The sequence below is a fragment of the Bradyrhizobium cenepequi genome, assembly GCF_020329485.1.
Classification (GTDB): domain Bacteria; phylum Pseudomonadota; class Alphaproteobacteria; order Rhizobiales; family Xanthobacteraceae; genus Bradyrhizobium; species Bradyrhizobium cenepequi.
This window is the reverse complement of record NZ_JAGKJI010000007.1, coordinates 141,738-159,965: the sequence shown is the minus strand read 5'-3', so window position 1 is coordinate 159,965 and position 18,228 is coordinate 141,738. Positions and strand designations below refer to the sequence as shown.

Here is an 18,228-nt window from a genome sequence, read left to right as displayed (position 1 = left end):
AGATGGCGCACAAGCCGCGCGGGCGGTGGATCAGGAAGGCGGTCGTGATGGCGACCGCCGCCGGCGTGATCGTGACGGGTGCGTTCACCGCTTGGGCCATTTCCCTCGGCCCCTTGCCACTTGCAGACGCGCGAAAGGTCTCCACCGCGATCGTCGATCGCAATGGAAAACTGCTGCGCGCCTATGCGATGGCCGACGGCCGCTGGCGCCTGCCGGTCGATGCCAAGACCGCTGTCGATCCGACCTATCTGAAGCTGCTGCTTGCCTATGAAGACCAGCGCTTCTATTCCCATCCCGGCGTCGATCCGCTGGCGCTGTCGCGCGCCACGCTGCAACTCGTCACCTCCCGTCATATCGTCTCCGGCGGCTCGACCATCACGATGCAGCTCGCGCGGCTGATGGAGCCGCGGCGCGAGCGCTCGCTCTACGCAAAGCTGCGCCAGATCGTGCGCGCAGTGGAGATTGAGCAGCAGCTCGACAAGGACGAGATCCTTAACCTCTATCTCGCGTTGGCGCCGTACGGTGGCAATCTCGAAGGTGTACGCGCCGCGTCGATCGCCTATTTCGGCAAGGAGCCGAAGCGGCTGACATTGGCGGAGGCGGCGCTGCTGGTCGCGCTGCCGCAATCGCCGGAACGGCGGCGGCTCGATCGCCATCCGGAAGCTGCGCGCGAGGGCCGCGACCGCGTGCTGGATCGCATGGTGGAGGAGGGCGTGCTGTCGGCGGAGGACGCCGCGCAGGCCAAGTCGGAGCCGGTGCCGAAGTTCCGCAAGCCGATGCCGATCCTCGCGCCGCATTCGGCCGACCAGGCGCTGTCGACGATGAAGGATGCGCGCCTCATCAGGCTGACGCTCGATACTACGCTGCAGAAGAATCTGGAATCGCTCGCCCGCGATCGCGCCATTGCGCAAGGGCCGAACATCTCGGTCGCGATCATCGCGGTCGACAACGAAAGCGGCGACATCCTCGCCCGGGTCGGCTCGCCGGATTATTTCGACGAGCGCCGGGCAGGGCAGGTCGATATGACGCGCGCGGTGCGCTCGCCCGGCTCGACGCTGAAGCCGTTCATCTATGGCCTCGCCTTCGAGGACGGCTTTGTGCATCCCGAGAGCCTGATCGACGACCGTCCGATCCGCTTCGGCGCCTACGCGCCGGAGAATTTCGACATGACCTTTCAGGGCACCGTGCCGGTGAGCAAGGCGCTGCAACTGTCGCTCAACGTGCCCACGATCGCGCTGCTCGACCGCGTCGGCGCCAGCCGATTGTCGTCCCGCCTGAAGCAGGCGGGCACCAGCCTGGTGCTGCCGAAGGACGAGACGCCGGGCCTCGCGATGGGGCTCGGGGGCGTCGGCATCGCCTTGCAGGATCTGGCGCAGCTCTATGCCGGCTTCCCCCGGCTCGGCACCACCAAGCCATTACGCGAGATCATGCTCGATCAGGACGAGCGCGAGCCGATGCGGCTGATGGACCAGGTTGCGGCCTGGCAGGTCGGCAATGTCCTGATCGGCACGCCGCCGCCGGAGAACGGCGTGCACAACCGGATCGCCTTCAAGACCGGCACCAGCTATGGCTACCGCGACGCCTGGTCGGTCGGCTTCGATGGCCGCATCACCATCGCCGTCTGGGTCGGCCGTCCCGATGGCGCGCCGGTGCCCGGGCTGATCGGACGCAGCGCGGCGGCGCCGATCCTGTTCGACGCCTTCGCGCGCACCGGCAGGATTCCGGCAGCACTGCCGAAGGCGCCGAAGGGAACACTGGTCGCAAGCAACGCAAAACTGCCGCTGCCGCTCCGCCGTTTCCGTCCCGTGGGGGAACTCGTACGCACAAGCAGCGATCAGGCACCGCACATTCAGTTCCCGATCAACGGCTCGCGCATCGATGTCGATCGCGCAGCCGGCGGCCAGGTCACGCCGATGCCGGTCAAGGTCGCCGGCGGCGTGCTGCCACTGACCATGCTGGTCAACGGGGTCGCGGTCGGCGATCTCGATAGCCGCCGCCAGCGCCTGATCGATCCGCCGGGCCCGGGCTTTGCGCGGCTGACCGTGATCGACGCCACCGGAGCCGCCGATACGGTGGTGATCCGGGTGCAGTGACCTGGAGCCCACACAAGGGACAAAACGGAACCTGTGCGGTTGTTTGGCCTACGGTTTCATCGTATGCGAAGCGCATGGTTGAAACGGTCCATGTCAGGCGCTTCGGAGCAGGGCAACAGCCTGTAAAACCTGCGCATTCCAGCCGCAGGTTGGCGATGGCGTTCGAGTTTGCGACCGCCAATCATGGGCGCGCAGTGCTGTTCCTGGTGCTGTGCTGCCTGGTCCTGTTTCTGCCTGGCTTTTTTGCGACGCCGCCGATCGACCGCGACGAGGCGCGCTTTGCGCAGGCGACCAAGCAGATGGTCGAGAGCGGAGATTTCGTCGACATCCGCTTCCAGGACGACGTCCGCTACAAGAAACCCGTCGGCATCTACTGGTTGCAGGCTTCGGTCGTTGAAGCCGCATCCGCCCTCGGCATGCCGCGCGCGCAGGCGCGGATCTGGCTTTACCGGATACCGTCTCTGATTGGCGCGATCGGCGCCGTGCTTTTGACCTACTGGACCGCGCTCGCCTTCGTCACGCGCCGCGGCGCGGCGCTGGCGGCGCTGATGATGGCGAGCTGTGTCCTGCTCGGCGTCGAGGCGCGCCTGGCAAAGACGGACGCGATGCTGCTGCTATCAGTTACTGCCGCGATGGGCGCTTTGGCGCGGGTATATCTGTCCTGGCAGCGCGGTGAGGATCCCGCGCATCCGCCGTGGTCGGCGCCGGTCATCTTCTGGACCGCGCTCGCCGGCGGCATCCTGCTCAAGGGCCCGCTGATCCTGATGTTCGTCGGGCTCACCATCGCGGCCCTGGCGATCCTCGACCGCTCGCTGGAATGGTTTGCGCGCATGCGTCCGGTCTGGGGCCTGATGTGGTGCCTGGTGCTGGTGCTGCCGTGGTTCGTCCTGATCTTCTTGCGTGCCGGCGAAACCTTCTTCGCCGACTCCGTCGGCGGCGACATGCTGAGCAAGCTCGGCGCGCAGGAATCCCACGGCGCGCCGCCCGGGCTCTATCTCGTCCTGTTCTGGATCACGTTCTGGCCGGGCGCGCCGCTCGCGGCCATGGCAGCACCGGCGGTGTGGCGGGCGCGACGCGAGCCGGGCGCGCAATTCCTGCTGGCCTGGCTGATCCCGTCCTGGATCGTGTTCGAGGCGGTGCTGACCAAGCTGCCGCATTACGTGCTGCCGCTCTATCCCGCGATCGCGATCCTCGCCGTCGGTGCGCTCGAACGGCGCGTGCTGTCGCGGTCGGTCTGGCTGATCCGCGGCTCAGCATGGTGGTTCGCGATCCCTGCGATCACCTCCGTGATCGTCGTGGCCGGCGCGATCAAGCTGACCTATCAGCCGGCATTTCCGGCCTGGCCGATCCTGGCGGGTGCAATGATCTTCGGCCTGGTCGCCTGGTGGATGTTCGAGGACAGCCGCGCCGAGCGCTCGTTCCTGAATGCGGTGATCGCAGCGATGCTGCTTGCAATCGCCGTCTATGGCGTGGTGGTGCCGTCGTTGAAGCCGCTGTTTCCGAGCGCCGAGATCGGGTATCTCCTGCGCTACGCCAATTGCCCGGGTCCGAGGCTGGCATCCGCCGGGTACCATGAGCCGAGCCTCGTCTTCCTGACCGACACCTCGATCATCCTGACGGACGGTTCGGGCGCGGCGGATTTCCTGGCGCAGGGCGCGTGCCGGTTTGCGCTGGTGGAGGCGCGCTCCGAGCGCAATTTCGTGCAGCGGGCGGAAGCGATCGGGTTGCGTTACAACGTGGCAGTCCGCATCGATGGCTACAACATCTCACAGGGCAGGCCGATTTCGATCACCATCTTCCGTTCCGACACGGCGCAGTAGAACAATGTCCGGGCCGGTTATCCGCCACGAATCCGCAAGCTATCCGGCGCGTTTGGCGACGCTGTCGGGACGGTCGCTTGCCCAGCTCGTGCGCGCGCCATCGCATTCGCGCCGGGCGGAAGCCGGCCGACGTGCGGCGCGGCACGGGCTCGCGCTGATCGCGATCATCGGCGCCGCCATCATCGTGCTGATGCTTGTGTTCGATGTGCCCGAGATCAAGCTGATGCCACCGCGCGGCACCGCGAGCCTCTGGTGGGTCCGTATCCTCACCGACTTCGGCAAGGATACCTATGTGCTGTTGACCTTGGCCGGACTGCTGATCCTGGTTGCGATCATTACGCCGGCATTGCGCGGCATTCGGCGATCTCTGCTGCTGGGATTGGGAACGCGATTGCAGTTCCTCTTCCTCGCGGTGTTGTTCCCGGTGTTGGTAGGCGATCTCCTGAAATGGATCGTCGGGCGCGGCCGGCCGTTCGTCGGCGGCGAGCCCAACGCCTTCAACTTCTCGCATTTCGACGGCAGCGGGGCCTTTGCAAGCTTCCCCTCCGGGCATGCGACCACCGCCTTTGCGCTGGCCTTTGCGGTCGCCGCGCTGTGGCCGGGGGCGCGGTTCGTGATGTTGATTTATGCACTCGTGATCTGCGCCACCCGCCTGGTATTGCTGGCGCATCACCCGAGCGATGTGGTCGGCGGCGCACTGGTCGGCGTGATCGGCGCCATGGCGGTGCGCTACTGGTTTGCCGCCCGGCGGCTCGGCTTCGCAATCCAGCGTGACGGCACGATTTATCCGCTTGCCGGTCCCTCGCTGGACCGTCTCAAAAGGGTTGCCGGGGGCGCTTCCGCCCCATAAAAGCGGGCGCCGTGCCGCCATGCCCGGCGGTTCCGGCCGCAAGGCTATCCAGGAAGCCAAAACTCCAGCCAAGAGTGCCGAATTGCCTTCTTCCGACCAGACCGCGGTGGCCGTCTCCATCGTTGTGCCCGTGCGCAACGAGGCCGAGAACATCGCGCCGCTGATCGCGGAGATCGCTGGCGCGCTCGGCCGCCGCTGGGTTTACGAGATCATCTATGTGGATGATGGCTCCACCGATGCGACGGCAATGCGGATCGGCGCGGCGATGAACGAGCGCTCGAACCTGCGCCAGCTTCGGCACGCGGTTTCTTCAGGACAATCGGCGGCCGTGCGCAGCGGTGTGCGCGCCGCCCGCGGCGCGATCGTCGCAACGCTGGATGGCGACGGCCAGAACGATCCCTCGTTCCTGCCGGATCTGATCGCCGCGGTCGAGAGCGGCGGCAGACGCATCGGGCTTGCCGCCGGCCAGAGGGTAGGGCGCAAGGATACCGGCTTCAAGAAATTGCAGTCGCGCATCGCCAATGCCGTGCGCGGCTCGATCCTGCGCGACGGCACGCGCGACACCGGCTGTGGACTCAAGGCATTTCCCCGCGACGTCTTCCTGATGATGCCCTATTTCGACGGGCTGCATCGCTTCCTGCCGGCGCTGGTCCGTCGTGAAGGTTTCGAGATCGCCTATGTCGACGTGGTCGATCGTCCCCGCCGTTCCGGTATCTCGAATTACGGGTTCTTCGACCGGCTCTGGATCGGGATCATGGATCTTCTTGGCGTCTGGTGGCTGATCCGCCGCAAGAAGCCGACGCCTGTGGTCACGGAGGTGACCGAGGTCACCGAAGTGACCGGATCACGGAAGTGACCGAAGCGACCAAGGTGACATCAAATGAATGACCTGCTGAACTACCTGCACGACGTCTTCATCGTGAAATTCGACGCCTGGGTCGTGCTAGGCTTCATCGCGCAGGGCTTCTTCACGATGCGCTTCGTCGTGCAGTGGATCGCATCGGAGCGCGCACGCAAGAGCGTGATCCCGGTGGCGTTCTGGTTCTTCTCGATCGGCGGCGGCGCGCTGCTCCTGGTGTACGCGCTCTACCGACGCGACCCGGTCTTCATCGCGGGCCAGGCGCTGGGCTTGCTGGTCTACATCCGCAATCTCTATTTCATCATGCTGAACCGTCCCTCGGTGACGTCGGAATGACGGTGTCCGCATACCGGGACGCCGCCTAGGCGTCGTCGCGCTGGATGGCCGTGGACGCTGCCGGGCAAGCGCCTGCCTTGAGAGGTGGCCACTTACGTCCGGTCTATCACGATGAGCAGAAGATCTCATGGCTTCGCTTGGACTTCGCATTAGAGCCAACAGCCGACATCGGGTCGGTCTAGCCGTGTCAGGGCGAGTCAAATAAGCTGGTCGCCGACCTTGACGGATCGCAAGCGCGGACAGGCATTTCAACCGGGACATACCATGGTATATCGATTCATGACGGTGCAATCCACCGTGGGGATGCGGCCTTGGAGAATGCCCGCCACTGTGACGCTCGCGGCGATCGCCGCACTGGCAGCGCTGACCGCCGACGCCGCGGCGAGACAAGCGCGTCCCGCGCCACCCACCGAAGCTATGGCGCCGCGCGATGCAGGCGAGCCGATCATGGCGATCGTGTCGATCAAGACCCAGCAAGTCACTTTCTACGACGCCGAGGGCTGGATCCTGCGCGCGCCTGTGTCGACCGGCACCAAGGGGCGCGAGACGCCTGCCGGCATCTTTGCCGTCATCGAGAAGGACAAGGACCACCACTCGACCCTCTATGACGATGCCTGGATGCCAAACATGCAGCGCATCACCTGGAACGGCATCGCGCTACACGGTGGGCCGCTGCCCGGGTATGCGGCCTCGCACGGCTGCGTGCGGATGCCCTACGATTTTGCGGAGAAGTTGTTCGACAAGACGCGGATCGGCATGCGGGTCATCATCTCGCCGAACGATGCGGCCCCGGTCGATTTTTCCCACCCGGCGCTATTCGTGCCGAACGCGAAGGCCGTCGCGGCTGCTCCAGCGCGTGCCGAGACGCTCGCCCGCGAGGCCGAGGAGGCCGCCAAGACAGCCGACGAGGCGAAGAAAGCTGCCGCGACAACGGCGCGCGAGACAGCATCGATCACGGCGTCGCTGCGCAAGCTGGAGTTGCTCAAGGCCCGCGCCGCCGCCGAGCTCGCGTTCGCCGACAAGACGCTTGCCGCCGCCAAGACGGACCAGGCCAAGGCGCGGGCCAACGAGCAGAAGGAGAAGGCCGCCCTTAGGGCCGCGGAAGCGGGGACGCAGCTCGACACCGCCAAGGCCGACGCGAAGTCGAAGCTCGCTGCCGCCGCCGCCGCAAAGGATGCCGCCAAAGCGGCCCAGACCAGGAAGGCCGACACCGCGAAGGCGGCGAGCGAGGCGAAGCTCGCGCTCGAGCCGGTCTCGGTCTACATCAGCCGCGCGACGCAGAAGCTTTACGTGCGGCGCAACACTCACAAGCAGTGGCCGGACGGGGGCGAGGTGTTCGATGCGACCATTGAGGTTCCGGTCACGATCCGCGATCCCGACAAGCGGATGGGCACGCATGTGTTCACGGCGATGGCCCGCAACGACGCGCGCCTGCGGTGGACCGCGGTCACGATCGACGACGGGGACGACGCCAAGAACGCGCTCGACCGCATCACCATCCCGCAGGATGTGCTCGATCGCATCGCGCCGACTGCATTGCCACGATCCTCGATCATCGTCTCGGACGAGCCGCTGAGCCGCGAGACCAACTATCGCACCGAGTTCGTCGCGGTGCTGAGCAACCAGCTCCAGGGCGGCTTCATGATGCGCCGGCCTACGCCCGCGGTCGATGTCCCCGTTGCGAGCGGCAACGACTGGGGCAACAACGGCTTCGGCTTCTTTTTCCAGCCCAATTGGAACTCCCAACCTGGCAATAGGCGTCCGCGCGCCGGCCAAAACTATCAACCGATGCAGCCGCGCTGGTGGTAAGACGCGGCACGCTGTGCGCAGGCCGCCTAGTCGCTCCGGGTCAACAGCGGTAGTGCCCGCACAAGAAAAGTCCGGCTTACCCGTGACAACAGACCTGCCTGAGATCTCAGGCTTCTTCGGCTCGGGGCCAAGAGGCGACTCCGAACAACGCGCATTCCCGTGTCATGGCCTCTGCGGGATATTCAATCCGCGCTGCACCGCGGGCCGCGCGAGGCCGCGTTCGAGCCAAGCCGGTACTTCCCGCAGGCTATCGAACTCGACGAGGTCACGCGCCTCATAGAAGCCGATCAGGTTGCGCACCCAGCCGAGCATCGAAATGTCGGCGATGGTGTATTCATCGTCCATGATCCACTGCCGTCCGGCAAGATGCGTTTCCATGACGCCTAGCAGGCGTCTGGACTCGTTGACGTAACGCTGAAGTGGCCGCTTGTCCTCATATTCACGGCCGGCGAATTTGTTGAAGAAGCCGACCTGGCCGAACATCGGTCCGATCCCGCCCATCTGGAAATGCAGCCACTGGATAGTCTTGTAGCGGCGGGCTGCGTCACTCGGCAAAAGCTTGCCCGTCTTCTCGGCGAGATATTGGAGAATGGCGCCGGATTCGAACAAGGGCAGCGGCTCACCGTCCGGGCCGTCGGGATCGAGGATCGCGGGGATCTTGCCATTGGGGTTCAGTGAAAGGAATTCCGGCGTGTGCTGGTCGTCCTTGTTGAAGTCGACCAGATGCACTTCGTAAGGCAGCCCGATCTCCTCCAACATGATCGAGACCTTGACGCCGTTGGGCGTCGGCAGCGAATAGAGTTGCAAGCGGTCCGCATGTTTCGCAGGCCAGCGCTGTGTGATCAGGAAGTCAGAAACCTTTCGCATCTCTCAACTCGCTTTTGGGCTGGATCGCGGCAACACCTGGAGGTGCCGAGCGGCGCTGCGGCGCACGGGGAACGTATGATCCCATGCATTGGAGAGCAATACGCGTTCAGCTCAGCTATGCCAGGGAGTATTACGGATCCGAGCGCACGCGTTTGGCTTGCGGAATGTGGGATCGCGATCTTGGATATAATCGAAATTGACTGTGCCGAACGTCGTGTGAGGCTTCTTTAAGGCCGAGCAAGTCTGAACCTCAATAAATTCATTCTTGAAATCGCCGCGGGGACATGCGGCGATCACCTGGTCGCGTTGCTCGGGCGTGTACTCATCAAATCCAATCCCGACGACGTCGACTAGAACACCCGCGTTCGTCAGAGCGATTTCTGGTCGCATGTATTGGGGGATGCCTGGCGTGGTGTGTAGGGCGATCGCTTCCCACACCAGATCCGCTTTCGGTTCGGGGATGCCATGAGTCCTGAGAAATTCGCGCGCTGCATCGGCGCCGTCGACTTCAAACCGCTTTGCCTCGGTATGATAAGCGTCGACAAGACCCAGGTCATGAAACAGCGCAGCGACATAGAGCAGTTCAGAGTCGAACTTCAACTTCTGGCGGATTCCCTTCATCGCGCCGAACACAAACACGCGAACCGAATGATTGAACAACATCTCGTTTTCGTGTTGCCGCACCAGTTCGGCGGCCTCTCGTGCGATCTTGCTGTCCGGGATCTTGATGCCAGAAATGACGTCGGCCATTGTCGAACTCCTATCTCCGGATCTGTGATGGTAGTGCGCCAGCAGCCGCAATCCGCGCGTGCATCATCTCACATCTGCTGAGAAGCATCGATCGCTCAACCGAGCGGCGGCACTGACTGCGTGCTTCACTAAATCGCGCTGTTCGCATCGACCGGGGGTCACACTGAAATTGCATTGGGATCGCTCCGGTCGCTGATGGTAACGAATAGATGTGCTTCGCCTGGTCATAAGACAGTACCAAGATCATCAAGTTTGACTGTACCATCGCGCGATGGCTACCGTTCCCATTCAAGTCGATCGTTCCAGAAGGACCCCGCTGGCTACCCAGATCTATTGGGCCATCCGAGAGGGCATCGAGAACGGGCGGCTCGCCTCGGGCGCACGGTTGCCGTCTTGGCGCGATCTGGCCGCTCAGCTCGGCGTCTCCCGCGGCACCGTGCGTGTGGCCTACGAGCGTCTCATCGCCGAGCAATTCGCGATCGGTCTCGGGCCGGCAGGAACTCGCGTGGCCGAGCGGCCGTCCCGATCCTCAACGTCCGAGTGGTCGCCGGAAGCGCCGCCTCTGCCGGACCTCTTCCATGAGTTCGGAAGCGTGCCGCTGGCATTTCAGATGGGCGTGCCCTCTCAGGATGCCTTTCCATTCAAGTTGTGGTCACGCATCCTGACTCGTGAGACCCGGCGGGCTGCCGCGGCGCCGGTGGCGTATCCGGATCCGCGTGGCGATCCGGAGCTGCGAAAGGAGATCGCGGCTTACTTAGGGGTGGCCCGCGGCATTCGCTGCAGTCCCTCTCAGGTGCTCGTAACGGGCGGATTCTCCGGCGCGCTCGGTCTGGCGATCCAAGGGCTTCAGCTTGGAAGGATGGGGGCTTGGATCGAGGATCCCGGCTTTCCGCTCACGCGCACCGCGCTCGGCCTGGCCGGCATGCCTGTGACGGCTGTCCCGGTCGATGCGGAAGGCCTGGATGTTGCGGCCGGCATCCAGATGGCCGCCGGAGCGGCAGTGGCTGTTGTGACACCAGGCCAGCACGCGCCGCTCGGCGTGACGATGTCGTTGCCGCGGCGGCTTGCACTGCTCGCCTGGGCTCGGCGGAGCGACGGCTGGATCATCGAGGACGATTACCTGAGCGAACTGCAGTTGAAGGGAAGGGCGGCTCCGGCTCTTGCGTCCCTCGATCATGGGGGACGGGTGCTGCACATCGGCAGTTTCAGCAAGACAATCAGCCCGGCGCTGCGCCTGGGTTTCATGGTCGTGCCGCCGGAACTGGGTCATCGGTTCGGCGAGCTCGCTGCTTGCTTGGCGCCGGCGCCAGCCGCGGCCGTGCAGCGCGCTGTGGCGGAATTCCTGCGGGAAGGACACTATCTTCGCCATCTGCGCCGCATGAAGCGGCTTTACGCCGCCCGACGGGAGAGCCTGCTTCGCTGCCTCGGAGAGAGGGCGTCAGATTCGATAAAGGTACAAGCAACCGCCGGTCTGGCAGTGGTTCTGTCACTTCCCGAGTTTGCGTCAGACGTGGACATAGCTTCGCGCGCCCTACAGTTCGGCCTGGCGCCGGCTCCGCTGTCACCGTGGTACATGCAGTCTGCCCGGCAGCAGGGACTGCTGCTGAGCGTGACTAACCTCAATGAACGGCGGCTGCCGGCGGATTGTCGTCGGCTGTTGGAATTGGCGCGACAGCACTGCGAATTGAAGGTCGATGGGAAGTAGCCATCGCTCAATGGTACATTGAGAGTTGTCAATCTTGGTACTGTTCCCGATCGGGCTTCCCCCTATTTCCCATCAGTAGCACCGGTTGACGCGGATTCATGGCCATCATCGATCCCTAGCGGGACACTGTGGCCCAGCCCGCTGTGGCGTGCGACATGTTTTGATCGTGAACACAGGCAAACTGCATGGCGAACTACGTCCTTCTACATGGCGCATGGCACACAGGTGCCGAACTCGAACGTGTGGCTTCCCTGATTCAGGCCATGGGACATGATGTCCACACCCCGACGATAAAGGGCAATCGACCGGGTGACTCGAAAACGGTCGGCTTGTCAGAAGCCATTGAATCCATCGTCGAATACCTGGAAGAAACCGGCGGCGAGGACGCAATACTCGTCGGGCACAGCTACGGTGGAATGGTGGTTACGGGAGTGGCCGATCGCGTTCTGCACCGGATCCGGCGTCTCGTCTATTGGAACGCCTACGTTCCCAATGACGGTGAGTCCGTCCAAGACATGACTTCGCCACATCAAGTCGCCGCGATAGAGGCCCTCGCGGCAGAACGGAATGATGGCTTGGTCGTATTGCCGTTCCCTTTCTTTCGTGAAGCTTTCATCAATGATGGTGACCTTGAGACGGCGCAAAGAGCCTACAACACGCTCAATCCGCACCCGATGCAGACCTTCAGGGACAAGATCCGTCTATCCACCAATCCGGCCGACATGAAGGTTGGAAAATCCTATATCAACTGCACAGAGGATACGGTGGCCTCGCATAGCCATCCGTGGCATCCGAGGCTTTCCGAAAAGCTTGGACTCTTCCGCCTCATCCAGATTCCGGGGTCTCATGAAATATGCTTCACACATCCGGACCGGATAGCGAAGGCCATCATAGAGGCCGGCCGCGACTAAACCAGATGTCAATGTCGGCAATCGAGTTGCTCTTTGCGCGACATGCCGGCGGAGCCACAACGGCTCAACAAATCCCTCGAAAGACGATGCCGATGAACAAGAATCAAGCTTTGAAGCCGACAACACTATGTCGTACCGCCTTCCTCACGTGTGTCATCGCCGCCGCGATGGGCTGGAACGGCTCTGCCGAGTCTGCCTCTGCCGCGGCCGCGCAGCTTGCACGCGGCAAATACCTTGTCGAACTCGGCGGCTGCAATGACTGCCACACGCCGGGCTCTCTCCGCGGAAAGTCGGACGCGGCGCACTATCTGGGCGGTTCGGATGTCGGATTCGATATCCCGAAAGTGGGCGTTTTCGTTGGGTCGAACCTTACGCCGGATAAGGAGACCGGTCTTGGCAACTGGACCAAGGACCAGATCATCGCGGCGTTTCAGACAGGCACGCGCCCGGACGGGCGCCAGCTTGCAACCATCATGCCGTGGCAGGCCTTTTCAAAGCTCACAAAGCAAGATGCTGAAGCGATCGCGGACTATCTGATGAGTCTCAAGCCGGTGAGCCACAAGGTGCCCGGTCCGTTCGGGCCTGATGAGAAAACCTCGGTCTTCGTGATGTCGCTACGTCCGCCCGCCGCACAATAAACAATAAAGAAGGGAGCACACTTCGGCACCCTCAACGCGGGCGCCATCATAGATGGCCGGCCGCGACTAAATCAGATGTCCGTGCCGGCAATCGAATTGCTGCTTCCCGGCGACACGGGCGGCGCTGCAACAGTTCAGTAAATCCCGTAACGAAAGACGATCCGGATGAACAAGAATCATGAGCCATCGACCGGCAGCCCGCAAGATAAGGGCCAGGATGGATCTCTCAACCGGCGCGTTCTTATTGCGGGAGGAGGAATCGGCGGACTGACGCTGGCATTGTCGCTGCATCAACTCGGCATTCCCAGCACCGTCTTCGAGGCGGCCACGGAAGTCGGGGAGCTCGGCGTGGGCATAAATATCCTCCCACACAGCGCCCGCGCGCTCATGTCGCTCGGCCTGTTGGGGGAGCTCGATGACATCGCCATCCGCACGCGCGAACTGCGGTACGTGAATCACCTCGGACAACAGATATGGGCTAGCGCGTGCGGCCTCTGGGGCGGGCACGATACGGCCCAGCTCTCAATCCATCGTGGCAGGTTGCACCGCGTTCTGTGGCGAGCGGCCCAGGCGCGCTTGCCGGCCGACGGCTTGCGCAAGGGTCATCGCCTGCAGGATTTTACTCAGGGTAGCTACGGCGTCACGGCGCGCTTCACGCTGGCCGACGGCACCGAAGTGGAGGAGCGTGGAGATGTGCTGGTAGGTGCTGATGGCATCCACTCAGCGCTACGGGCCCTGCTGCATCCTGCGGACGGCGGCATCCGCTGGCAGGGCAGTCAGCTATGGCGAGGAGCCGTGGATTGGCCCGTTTTCGAGGGCGGCGATGTCATGCTGATCGCCGCCGACCAGATGGCCAAGCTGACCGTCTATCCGATCGCCGAGGGCAGATCGGCGGGAACGCGGCTGACCAACTGGGTGATGAACGGGAAGGTGGCGACCGGCGAATTACCGCCGCCGCGGCGTGAAAACTGGTCTCGCCCCGGCAAGCTTGAGGAGGTGCTGCCGTTCGCGAAACGCCTGCAGCTACCCTTCCTCGATGTCGAGGCGCTGATCCGGGCTACGCCGCAGTTTTTTGAGTACCCGGAGTGCGATCGCGATCCGCTTTCCTGGTGGAGTCGAGGGCGCGTGACGTTGCTGGGCGATGCGGCACATCCCATGTATCCCACCGGCTCAAACGGCTCAGCCCAGGCCATTCTCGATGCGAGGTGCCTGGCGAGGCTCTTGTCCGAACTGGCACCTGAGGCGGCGCTCAGCGCCTATGAGGCCGAGAGACTGCCCAAGACGGCCGAGGTCGTGCGCAATAATCGCAGAGGCGGGCCCGAGCGCGTGCTGGATCTGGTGGCCGAGCGCGCACCGAACGGCTTCAACCGCCTGGAGGACGTGATCACATCCGCAGAGCTCGCTGATATCGTTGGAGGCTATGCGCGATTAACAGGACTTACCAACCCGCGGTAGCATTTGCAGGGAGCCTTAGGCGAAACGAAGTCGAGTTTGTTAGGCAGGAGGACGAGGTGATGCGAGCTTTCTTGGTACTCACACTATTCTGCGCGGCACCTGCGTTAGCGGCGGTCGAAGTGTCGGCCGCAACTGCGCACGAGCAGGAAACCGTAAAGCCGGTCTTTCAGCATGCGATTCCAAACATCCCCGGAAAGAAATTGGTCGCCGTCGTCGTGAACTATCCACCCGGTGCGAAATCCGCGTCCCACCGTCATGCCAAGTCGGCCTTCATCTACGCTCATGTGCTCACAGGCGCCATTCGAAGTGCCGTGGGCAACGAGCCCGCCAAGGTCTACCAGGTAGGCGAGAGCTTCTACGAGGAACCTGGAGCGCATCACAGGGTCAGCGAAAACGCCAGCGCGACCGAGCCTGCGAGTCTTCTGGCAGTCTTCATCGTCGATGCTGAGGACCAGCCATTGACGACACCAGACTAGAATTCAGAGACGGTGTTTGAACTGGAAATAACGGAAGCTGACCCACGTCCTAGCAAGGAGCCCAGCATGGCAAGTACCTCTGCCGGCAATGCGACCCAAGGCCCAGCTCGCTCCTCCATGCTGGCGTGGCGAGTACACGAGTTCGGACCGCCAGAAGCGATGAGTCTCGAGACGGTGCCCAGGCCAGTTCCTGGACCGGGCGAGGTTCTTGTCGAAGTTCACGCTGCAGGCGTGGGCCCATGGGATGCGTGGATCAGGGCCGGCAAGAGTGCGTTGCCGCAGCCTCTTCCTCTTACGCTGGGCTCCGATCTGTCCGGAAAAGTCGCGGCTCTGGGCTCGGGTGTTTCCGACATCGGTCTTGGAGAGCAGGTTTTCGGTGTGACCAACAACCAGTTCCTTGGCGCTTATGCAGAGTACGCGGTGGCCTCTGCCGGGATGCTCGCGAAGAAGCCCGGCTCGCTGAGTTATGCCGAAGCGGCTTCCGTTCCCGTTGTCGCAGTCACGGCGTGGCAAGCTCTGTTCGACCATGCTCGCCTCCAAGCGGGTCAGACGGTGGTCATCCACGGCGCTGCAGGAAACGTCGGAGCCTACGCGGTTCAGCTCGCTCGTCGCGCTCGGCTGCGCTCCATCGCGACGGCGGGGACCAAAGACATCGGGTATGTGCGGTCTCTCGGTGCGGACAAGGTATTGGACTATCATGCGCAACGTTTCGAAGATGAGGTCAAGGATGCCGACGCGGTACTCGATCTGGTCGGAGGCGAGACGCAAATACGTTCATTTCAGGTTCTTCGCCCGGGCGGCAAGCTGATCTCCGCGGTGTCCCAGCCCGATCAAGACCGCGCAAAACACCACGGTATCACCGCAGCCTTTTTCCTGGTCGAGGTGACCACCGAGCGGTTGCGCAGCATTGCCGAGCTTATCGATCGCGGTGAACTGAAAACCCACGTCGGCATGGTCCTCCCGCTCGCCGGCGCGCGAGACGCCCACATGATGCTGGAAGGCCAACGACGGTCGCCCAAGGGGAAGATCATTCTCGGCGTGAAGGGCGTGGGCGAAGACAGCGCGCCCGCTTAAATGGGCTAACCATAATCGTGGCGGCAAGCAGTTATAGAAAAGTCGGTACGGTCCCGCGTGAGTCGGGAACACACGTCCGAGCATGACGCGAGCGCGCCATTCACGGACGACCTATATCTTTCTCCCGGCGGCCTAACCATGGCGGATCCTGCGGCGCGGGCCAGGAAGGGCCACGAGCCGCCATACTTGGAGACGTCGGCTCTTCCTTCAGACACGAGACCTCGGCGAGGCCGACCGGATCAGGCTGGTTGAGGGCGAGCAGAAGCGGCTCGGCACTACGTCGGTAGGTTTGAGCCGCTCAGATCGCGCTGCCGATCAGTCCTTCAACAATCGCTTAAGCTCTCTGACTGACCTGCTACCGCATGCAGCCTTCGACTTGTCCGGTCTGTTCGACGCTGCATTTCCTGAAATGGCATCCTGACGTGACGGATTCATGCAACGCGGCAGCAAGTCCTCGAATACTGCCGTCCTTTGTGCTCGAGCCATCGAACGGCAGAATGCATCAAGCTGGCGCGACAGGGCACGGTGCAACCAGAATTACCAATCTTGGTCCTGTTTAATGAGTCGGATGAGCACATCTCTTTCTCGGAAGGAATGATCGGGCGAGCAAATCCGGAGGCGTGATCAAGTTGATCGTGATCCGTGGTACCGCGACGCCCACAGCTCGAAACCTTGTGAGGAATTCTCGGATGAGGCAACGCATGAACCATCGGAGCGTGACGCCGGCCGCTGGTCGCAAGCAGGATGTCATAGTTCGCGGCGGGGCCGCTATTTCACCGATCGAAATCGAAAGGGCGTTGCTGAGCCATCCGCTGGTGCGCGATGCGGCGGTCTTTGGCGCGCCCGATCCTGTGCTAGGCCAGCGTGTAGTGGCCGTTGTGCAGCTTGAAGGCGATGGCGACGACGCGGCAATCGATAGCATTCTGGGCGCCACCAGGGAGCAGCTGGCGGAATACAAAGTGCCGGAGCTGCTGGTGGCGGTTGACGGTGTGCCGCGCAACCCGCTCGGGAAGATTGATCGCCAATCGTTGGCAGAAGTTGTGCTCGGCATACCCGCTTCCCGGCATTTGCAGTGAGAACTGGCGCTAGGCAACGAGAGCACAACGCAGCGTGGTGAGCTGCCAATTCCGATGGTGATCATCGGTTCGTAGAGAAGCGGGGGCTGTCAATCATGAGGTACAGAACATCATATGAAAATCGTCATCGCTACGACGCCGGCACCGGGTCATGTTAATCCAATGCTCGGAATTGCGCGCATTCTGATGGACGAAGGCCACAAGGTCGTTGCGTTCACAGGAAGCGCCTTCAAAGATCGCATCGAAAAAACAGGCGCCGCCTTTCGACCAATCCCTCGCAGCGCCGATCAGGATCTGGTAGATCCGTTTGCGAAGCACCCCGAGCTGAAAACTCTGCCTCCGGGACTGGAACTGTTACGCGTCGTCATAGAGCGCTTGTTCATCGACACCATTCCCGCCCAACACGCGAGCCTTCAGGAAGTGCTAAAGGAAGTCCCAGCCGACGTCGTGCTGGGTGATGACTGCTTCCTGGGCCTGTTGCCGACGCTGCTCGGGCCGCGCTCTAAGCGGCCTCCGATTGTCTGTTTCGGCACCAGCATCCTGCACTGGCGCCGCGAGGACGGAGCACCAGAATTCCTCGGGCTTCCGCCAGCGGTCACGCAGGCGCAGCGCCAGGCGTATGCAGCCATCACCCAGGAACACGACAACGTCGTCAACCAACCTCTCGCGCGCCGCTTAAACCGTTGCTTGAAGGATTTGGACTTGGGGCCGGTGTCGACGTCCCCTTTCGAGAAGATGGTGGAGCTCGCCGATGCCTATATGCAGCTGACCGTGCCGAGCTTCGAATTTCCGCGTACCCTCCCGAGTTCGGTACGGTTCGTCGGTACCCTGCCGATCATACCGAACCAGGTGCCGCTGCCGCCTTGGGCCAATGAGCTGGATGGCACGCGCAAGGTGGTCCTGGTCACCCAAGGGACGGTGGCGAACCACGATTTCAACCTCTTGGTCGCACCGACCCTTGCGGCGCTGGCCGATCAGCCTGACCTGCTCGTAGTCGTCACCGCCGGCGGTCGTCAGATCGACGCTATCCCGGGTCCCATTCCAGCCAATGCGCGTTTAGCCAGCTATCTGCCTTTCGAGTGGATCCTGTCGAAGACCGATGTATTCGTGACCAACGGCGGTTATGGCAGCGTCAACCAGGCGATGAGTTTCGGTGTTCCCCTGGTCTGCGCTGGACTGACCGAAGACAAGGCCGACGTGAACGCGCGTGTGGGATGGTCGGGGGTGGGCATCAATCTTGAGACGAACACGCCAACTCCGGAGGCGCTGCGCACTGCGGTGAGGCGTGTCCTCGATGCACAGAGCTATCGTGCGCGTGCGTCGCTCATGGCCGAGGAGTTCGCGCGGATCGACACCCGCGCGGAGATCCTGCGGATTGTGCGGCAGTCATCGCATAATGCAGTTGCTGGTTCGTGCGCCGCCATGAGGGGGCCCACGTAGATCTGTTCAACGACCTCTCGACCGCCCATTTGCGCGGGTGCAGGCAACGATCTGGGCGGCGTCGTCCGC

Annotated in this window: 16 protein-coding genes; 14 read left to right on the top strand and 2 right to left on the bottom strand. The window is 63.0% G+C overall.

Features of this window, described 5'->3' with window-relative positions; translation table 11 throughout:
• The first annotated feature begins 47 nt into the window (after positions 1-47).
• The 6 genes from pbpC (at position 48) to J6497_RS11230 (ending at position 7,767) form a co-directional block, all read left to right on the top strand.
• A complete protein-coding gene (gene pbpC / locus J6497_RS11255; protein ID WP_225704431.1) occupies positions 48-2,093 on the top strand; it encodes a penicillin-binding protein 1C in 2,046 nt (681 codons plus the stop codon).
• Between the two features lie 74 nt (positions 2,094-2,167).
• Entirely contained in the window at positions 2,168-3,913 is a 1,746-nt protein-coding gene (locus J6497_RS11250; RefSeq protein WP_225704327.1) for an ArnT family glycosyltransferase, read from the top strand.
• 4 nt (positions 3,914-3,917) lie between these two features.
• Entirely contained in the window at positions 3,918-4,763 is an 846-nt protein-coding gene (locus J6497_RS11245; RefSeq protein ID WP_225704326.1) for a phosphatase PAP2 family protein, read from the top strand.
• A 19-nt stretch (positions 4,764-4,782) separates the two neighbouring features.
• Positions 4,783-5,619 (top strand): glycosyltransferase family 2 protein, encoded by an 837-nt coding sequence (locus tag J6497_RS11240; RefSeq protein ID WP_225704325.1) that lies wholly within the window; start codon positions 4,783-4,785, stop codon positions 5,617-5,619.
• A 24-nt stretch (positions 5,620-5,643) separates the two neighbouring features.
• A complete protein-coding gene (locus J6497_RS11235; protein WP_225704324.1) occupies positions 5,644-5,958 on the top strand; it encodes a lipid-A-disaccharide synthase N-terminal domain-containing protein in 315 nt (104 codons plus the stop codon).
• A gap of 264 nt (positions 5,959-6,222) precedes the next feature.
• The gene (locus J6497_RS11230) at positions 6,223-7,767 is read left to right on the top strand and encodes a L,D-transpeptidase (RefSeq protein WP_225704323.1); all 1,545 of its coding nucleotides are present in this window, start codon (positions 6,223-6,225) and stop codon (positions 7,765-7,767) included.
• Positions 7,768-7,929: 162 nt separating this feature from the next.
• Here the strand turns inward: J6497_RS11230 and J6497_RS11225 are convergent, their stop codons facing one another.
• Entirely contained in the window at positions 7,930-8,634 is a 705-nt protein-coding gene (locus J6497_RS11225; protein ID WP_225704322.1) for a glutathione S-transferase family protein, read from the bottom strand.
• Between the two features lie 111 nt (positions 8,635-8,745).
• Positions 8,746-9,384, bottom strand: coding sequence for an HD domain-containing protein (locus J6497_RS11220; RefSeq protein WP_225704321.1), 639 nt, complete (start codon positions 9,382-9,384; stop codon positions 8,746-8,748).
• A gap of 271 nt (positions 9,385-9,655) precedes the next feature.
• Between J6497_RS11220 and pdxR the strand changes: the two genes are divergently transcribed.
• From pdxR to J6497_RS11180, 8 genes are all read left to right on the top strand, one after another.
• On the top strand, positions 9,656-11,089 hold the full coding sequence (gene pdxR, locus J6497_RS11215; protein WP_225704320.1) for a MocR-like pyridoxine biosynthesis transcription factor PdxR: 1,434 nt from the start codon (positions 9,656-9,658) through the stop codon (positions 11,087-11,089).
• Between the two features lie 185 nt (positions 11,090-11,274).
• Positions 11,275-12,000: an alpha/beta fold hydrolase gene (locus J6497_RS11210; protein WP_225704319.1), complete on the top strand. Its 726-nt coding sequence runs from the start codon at positions 11,275-11,277 to the stop codon at positions 11,998-12,000.
• Positions 12,001-12,167: 167 nt separating this feature from the next.
• The gene (locus tag J6497_RS11205) at positions 12,168-12,638 is read left to right on the top strand and encodes a c-type cytochrome (protein ID WP_225704430.1); all 471 of its coding nucleotides are present in this window, start codon (positions 12,168-12,170) and stop codon (positions 12,636-12,638) included.
• 165 nt (positions 12,639-12,803) lie between these two features.
• Positions 12,804-14,093 carry a flavin-dependent oxidoreductase gene (locus tag J6497_RS11200; RefSeq protein WP_225704318.1) on the top strand — a complete coding sequence of 430 codons (1,290 nt, stop codon included), beginning with the start codon at positions 12,804-12,806 and terminating at the stop codon, positions 14,091-14,093.
• Positions 14,094-14,152: 59 nt separating this feature from the next.
• Complete coding sequence (locus J6497_RS11195) at positions 14,153-14,569, top strand: cupin domain-containing protein (protein WP_225704429.1); 417 nt, start codon at positions 14,153-14,155, stop codon at positions 14,567-14,569.
• Positions 14,570-14,635: 66 nt separating this feature from the next.
• On the top strand, positions 14,636-15,643 hold the full coding sequence (locus tag J6497_RS11190; protein WP_376708195.1) for an NADP-dependent oxidoreductase: 1,008 nt from the start codon (positions 14,636-14,638) through the stop codon (positions 15,641-15,643).
• Between the two features lie 689 nt (positions 15,644-16,332).
• Positions 16,333-16,719 carry an AMP-binding enzyme gene (locus tag J6497_RS11185; protein ID WP_225704317.1) on the top strand — a complete coding sequence of 129 codons (387 nt, stop codon included), beginning with the start codon at positions 16,333-16,335 and terminating at the stop codon, positions 16,717-16,719.
• Positions 16,720-16,833: 114 nt separating this feature from the next.
• Entirely contained in the window at positions 16,834-18,159 is a 1,326-nt protein-coding gene (locus J6497_RS11180; protein WP_225704316.1) for a glycosyltransferase, read from the top strand.
• Positions 18,160-18,228: the final 69 nt, after the last annotated feature.

Coding starts and splice junctions, on each gene's coding strand:
- pbpC (WP_225704431.1), top strand. CDS start 48: ATGGCGACCGCCGCCGGCGTGATCGTGACGGGTGCGTTCACCGCTTGG.
- J6497_RS11250 (WP_225704327.1), top strand. CDS start 2,168: ATGGTTGAAACGGTCCATGTCAGGCGCTTCGGAGCAGGGCAACAGCCT.
- J6497_RS11245 (WP_225704326.1), top strand. CDS start 3,918: ATGTCCGGGCCGGTTATCCGCCACGAATCCGCAAGCTATCCGGCGCGT.
- J6497_RS11240 (WP_225704325.1), top strand. CDS start 4,783: ATGCCCGGCGGTTCCGGCCGCAAGGCTATCCAGGAAGCCAAAACTCCA.
- J6497_RS11235 (WP_225704324.1), top strand. CDS start 5,644: ATGAATGACCTGCTGAACTACCTGCACGACGTCTTCATCGTGAAATTC.
- J6497_RS11230 (WP_225704323.1), top strand. CDS start 6,223: ATGGTATATCGATTCATGACGGTGCAATCCACCGTGGGGATGCGGCCT.
- J6497_RS11225 (WP_225704322.1), bottom strand. CDS start 8,634: ATGCGAAAGGTTTCTGACTTCCTGATCACACAGCGCTGGCCTGCGAAA.
- J6497_RS11220 (WP_225704321.1), bottom strand. CDS start 9,384: ATGGCCGACGTCATTTCTGGCATCAAGATCCCGGACAGCAAGATCGCA.
- pdxR (WP_225704320.1), top strand. CDS start 9,656: ATGGCTACCGTTCCCATTCAAGTCGATCGTTCCAGAAGGACCCCGCTG.
- J6497_RS11210 (WP_225704319.1), top strand. CDS start 11,275: ATGGCGAACTACGTCCTTCTACATGGCGCATGGCACACAGGTGCCGAA.
- J6497_RS11205 (WP_225704430.1), top strand. CDS start 12,168: ATGGGCTGGAACGGCTCTGCCGAGTCTGCCTCTGCCGCGGCCGCGCAG.
- J6497_RS11200 (WP_225704318.1), top strand. CDS start 12,804: ATGAACAAGAATCATGAGCCATCGACCGGCAGCCCGCAAGATAAGGGC.
- J6497_RS11195 (WP_225704429.1), top strand. CDS start 14,153: ATGCGAGCTTTCTTGGTACTCACACTATTCTGCGCGGCACCTGCGTTA.
- J6497_RS11190 (WP_376708195.1), top strand. CDS start 14,636: ATGGCAAGTACCTCTGCCGGCAATGCGACCCAAGGCCCAGCTCGCTCC.
- J6497_RS11185 (WP_225704317.1), top strand. CDS start 16,333: ATGAGGCAACGCATGAACCATCGGAGCGTGACGCCGGCCGCTGGTCGC.
- J6497_RS11180 (WP_225704316.1), top strand. CDS start 16,834: ATGAAAATCGTCATCGCTACGACGCCGGCACCGGGTCATGTTAATCCA.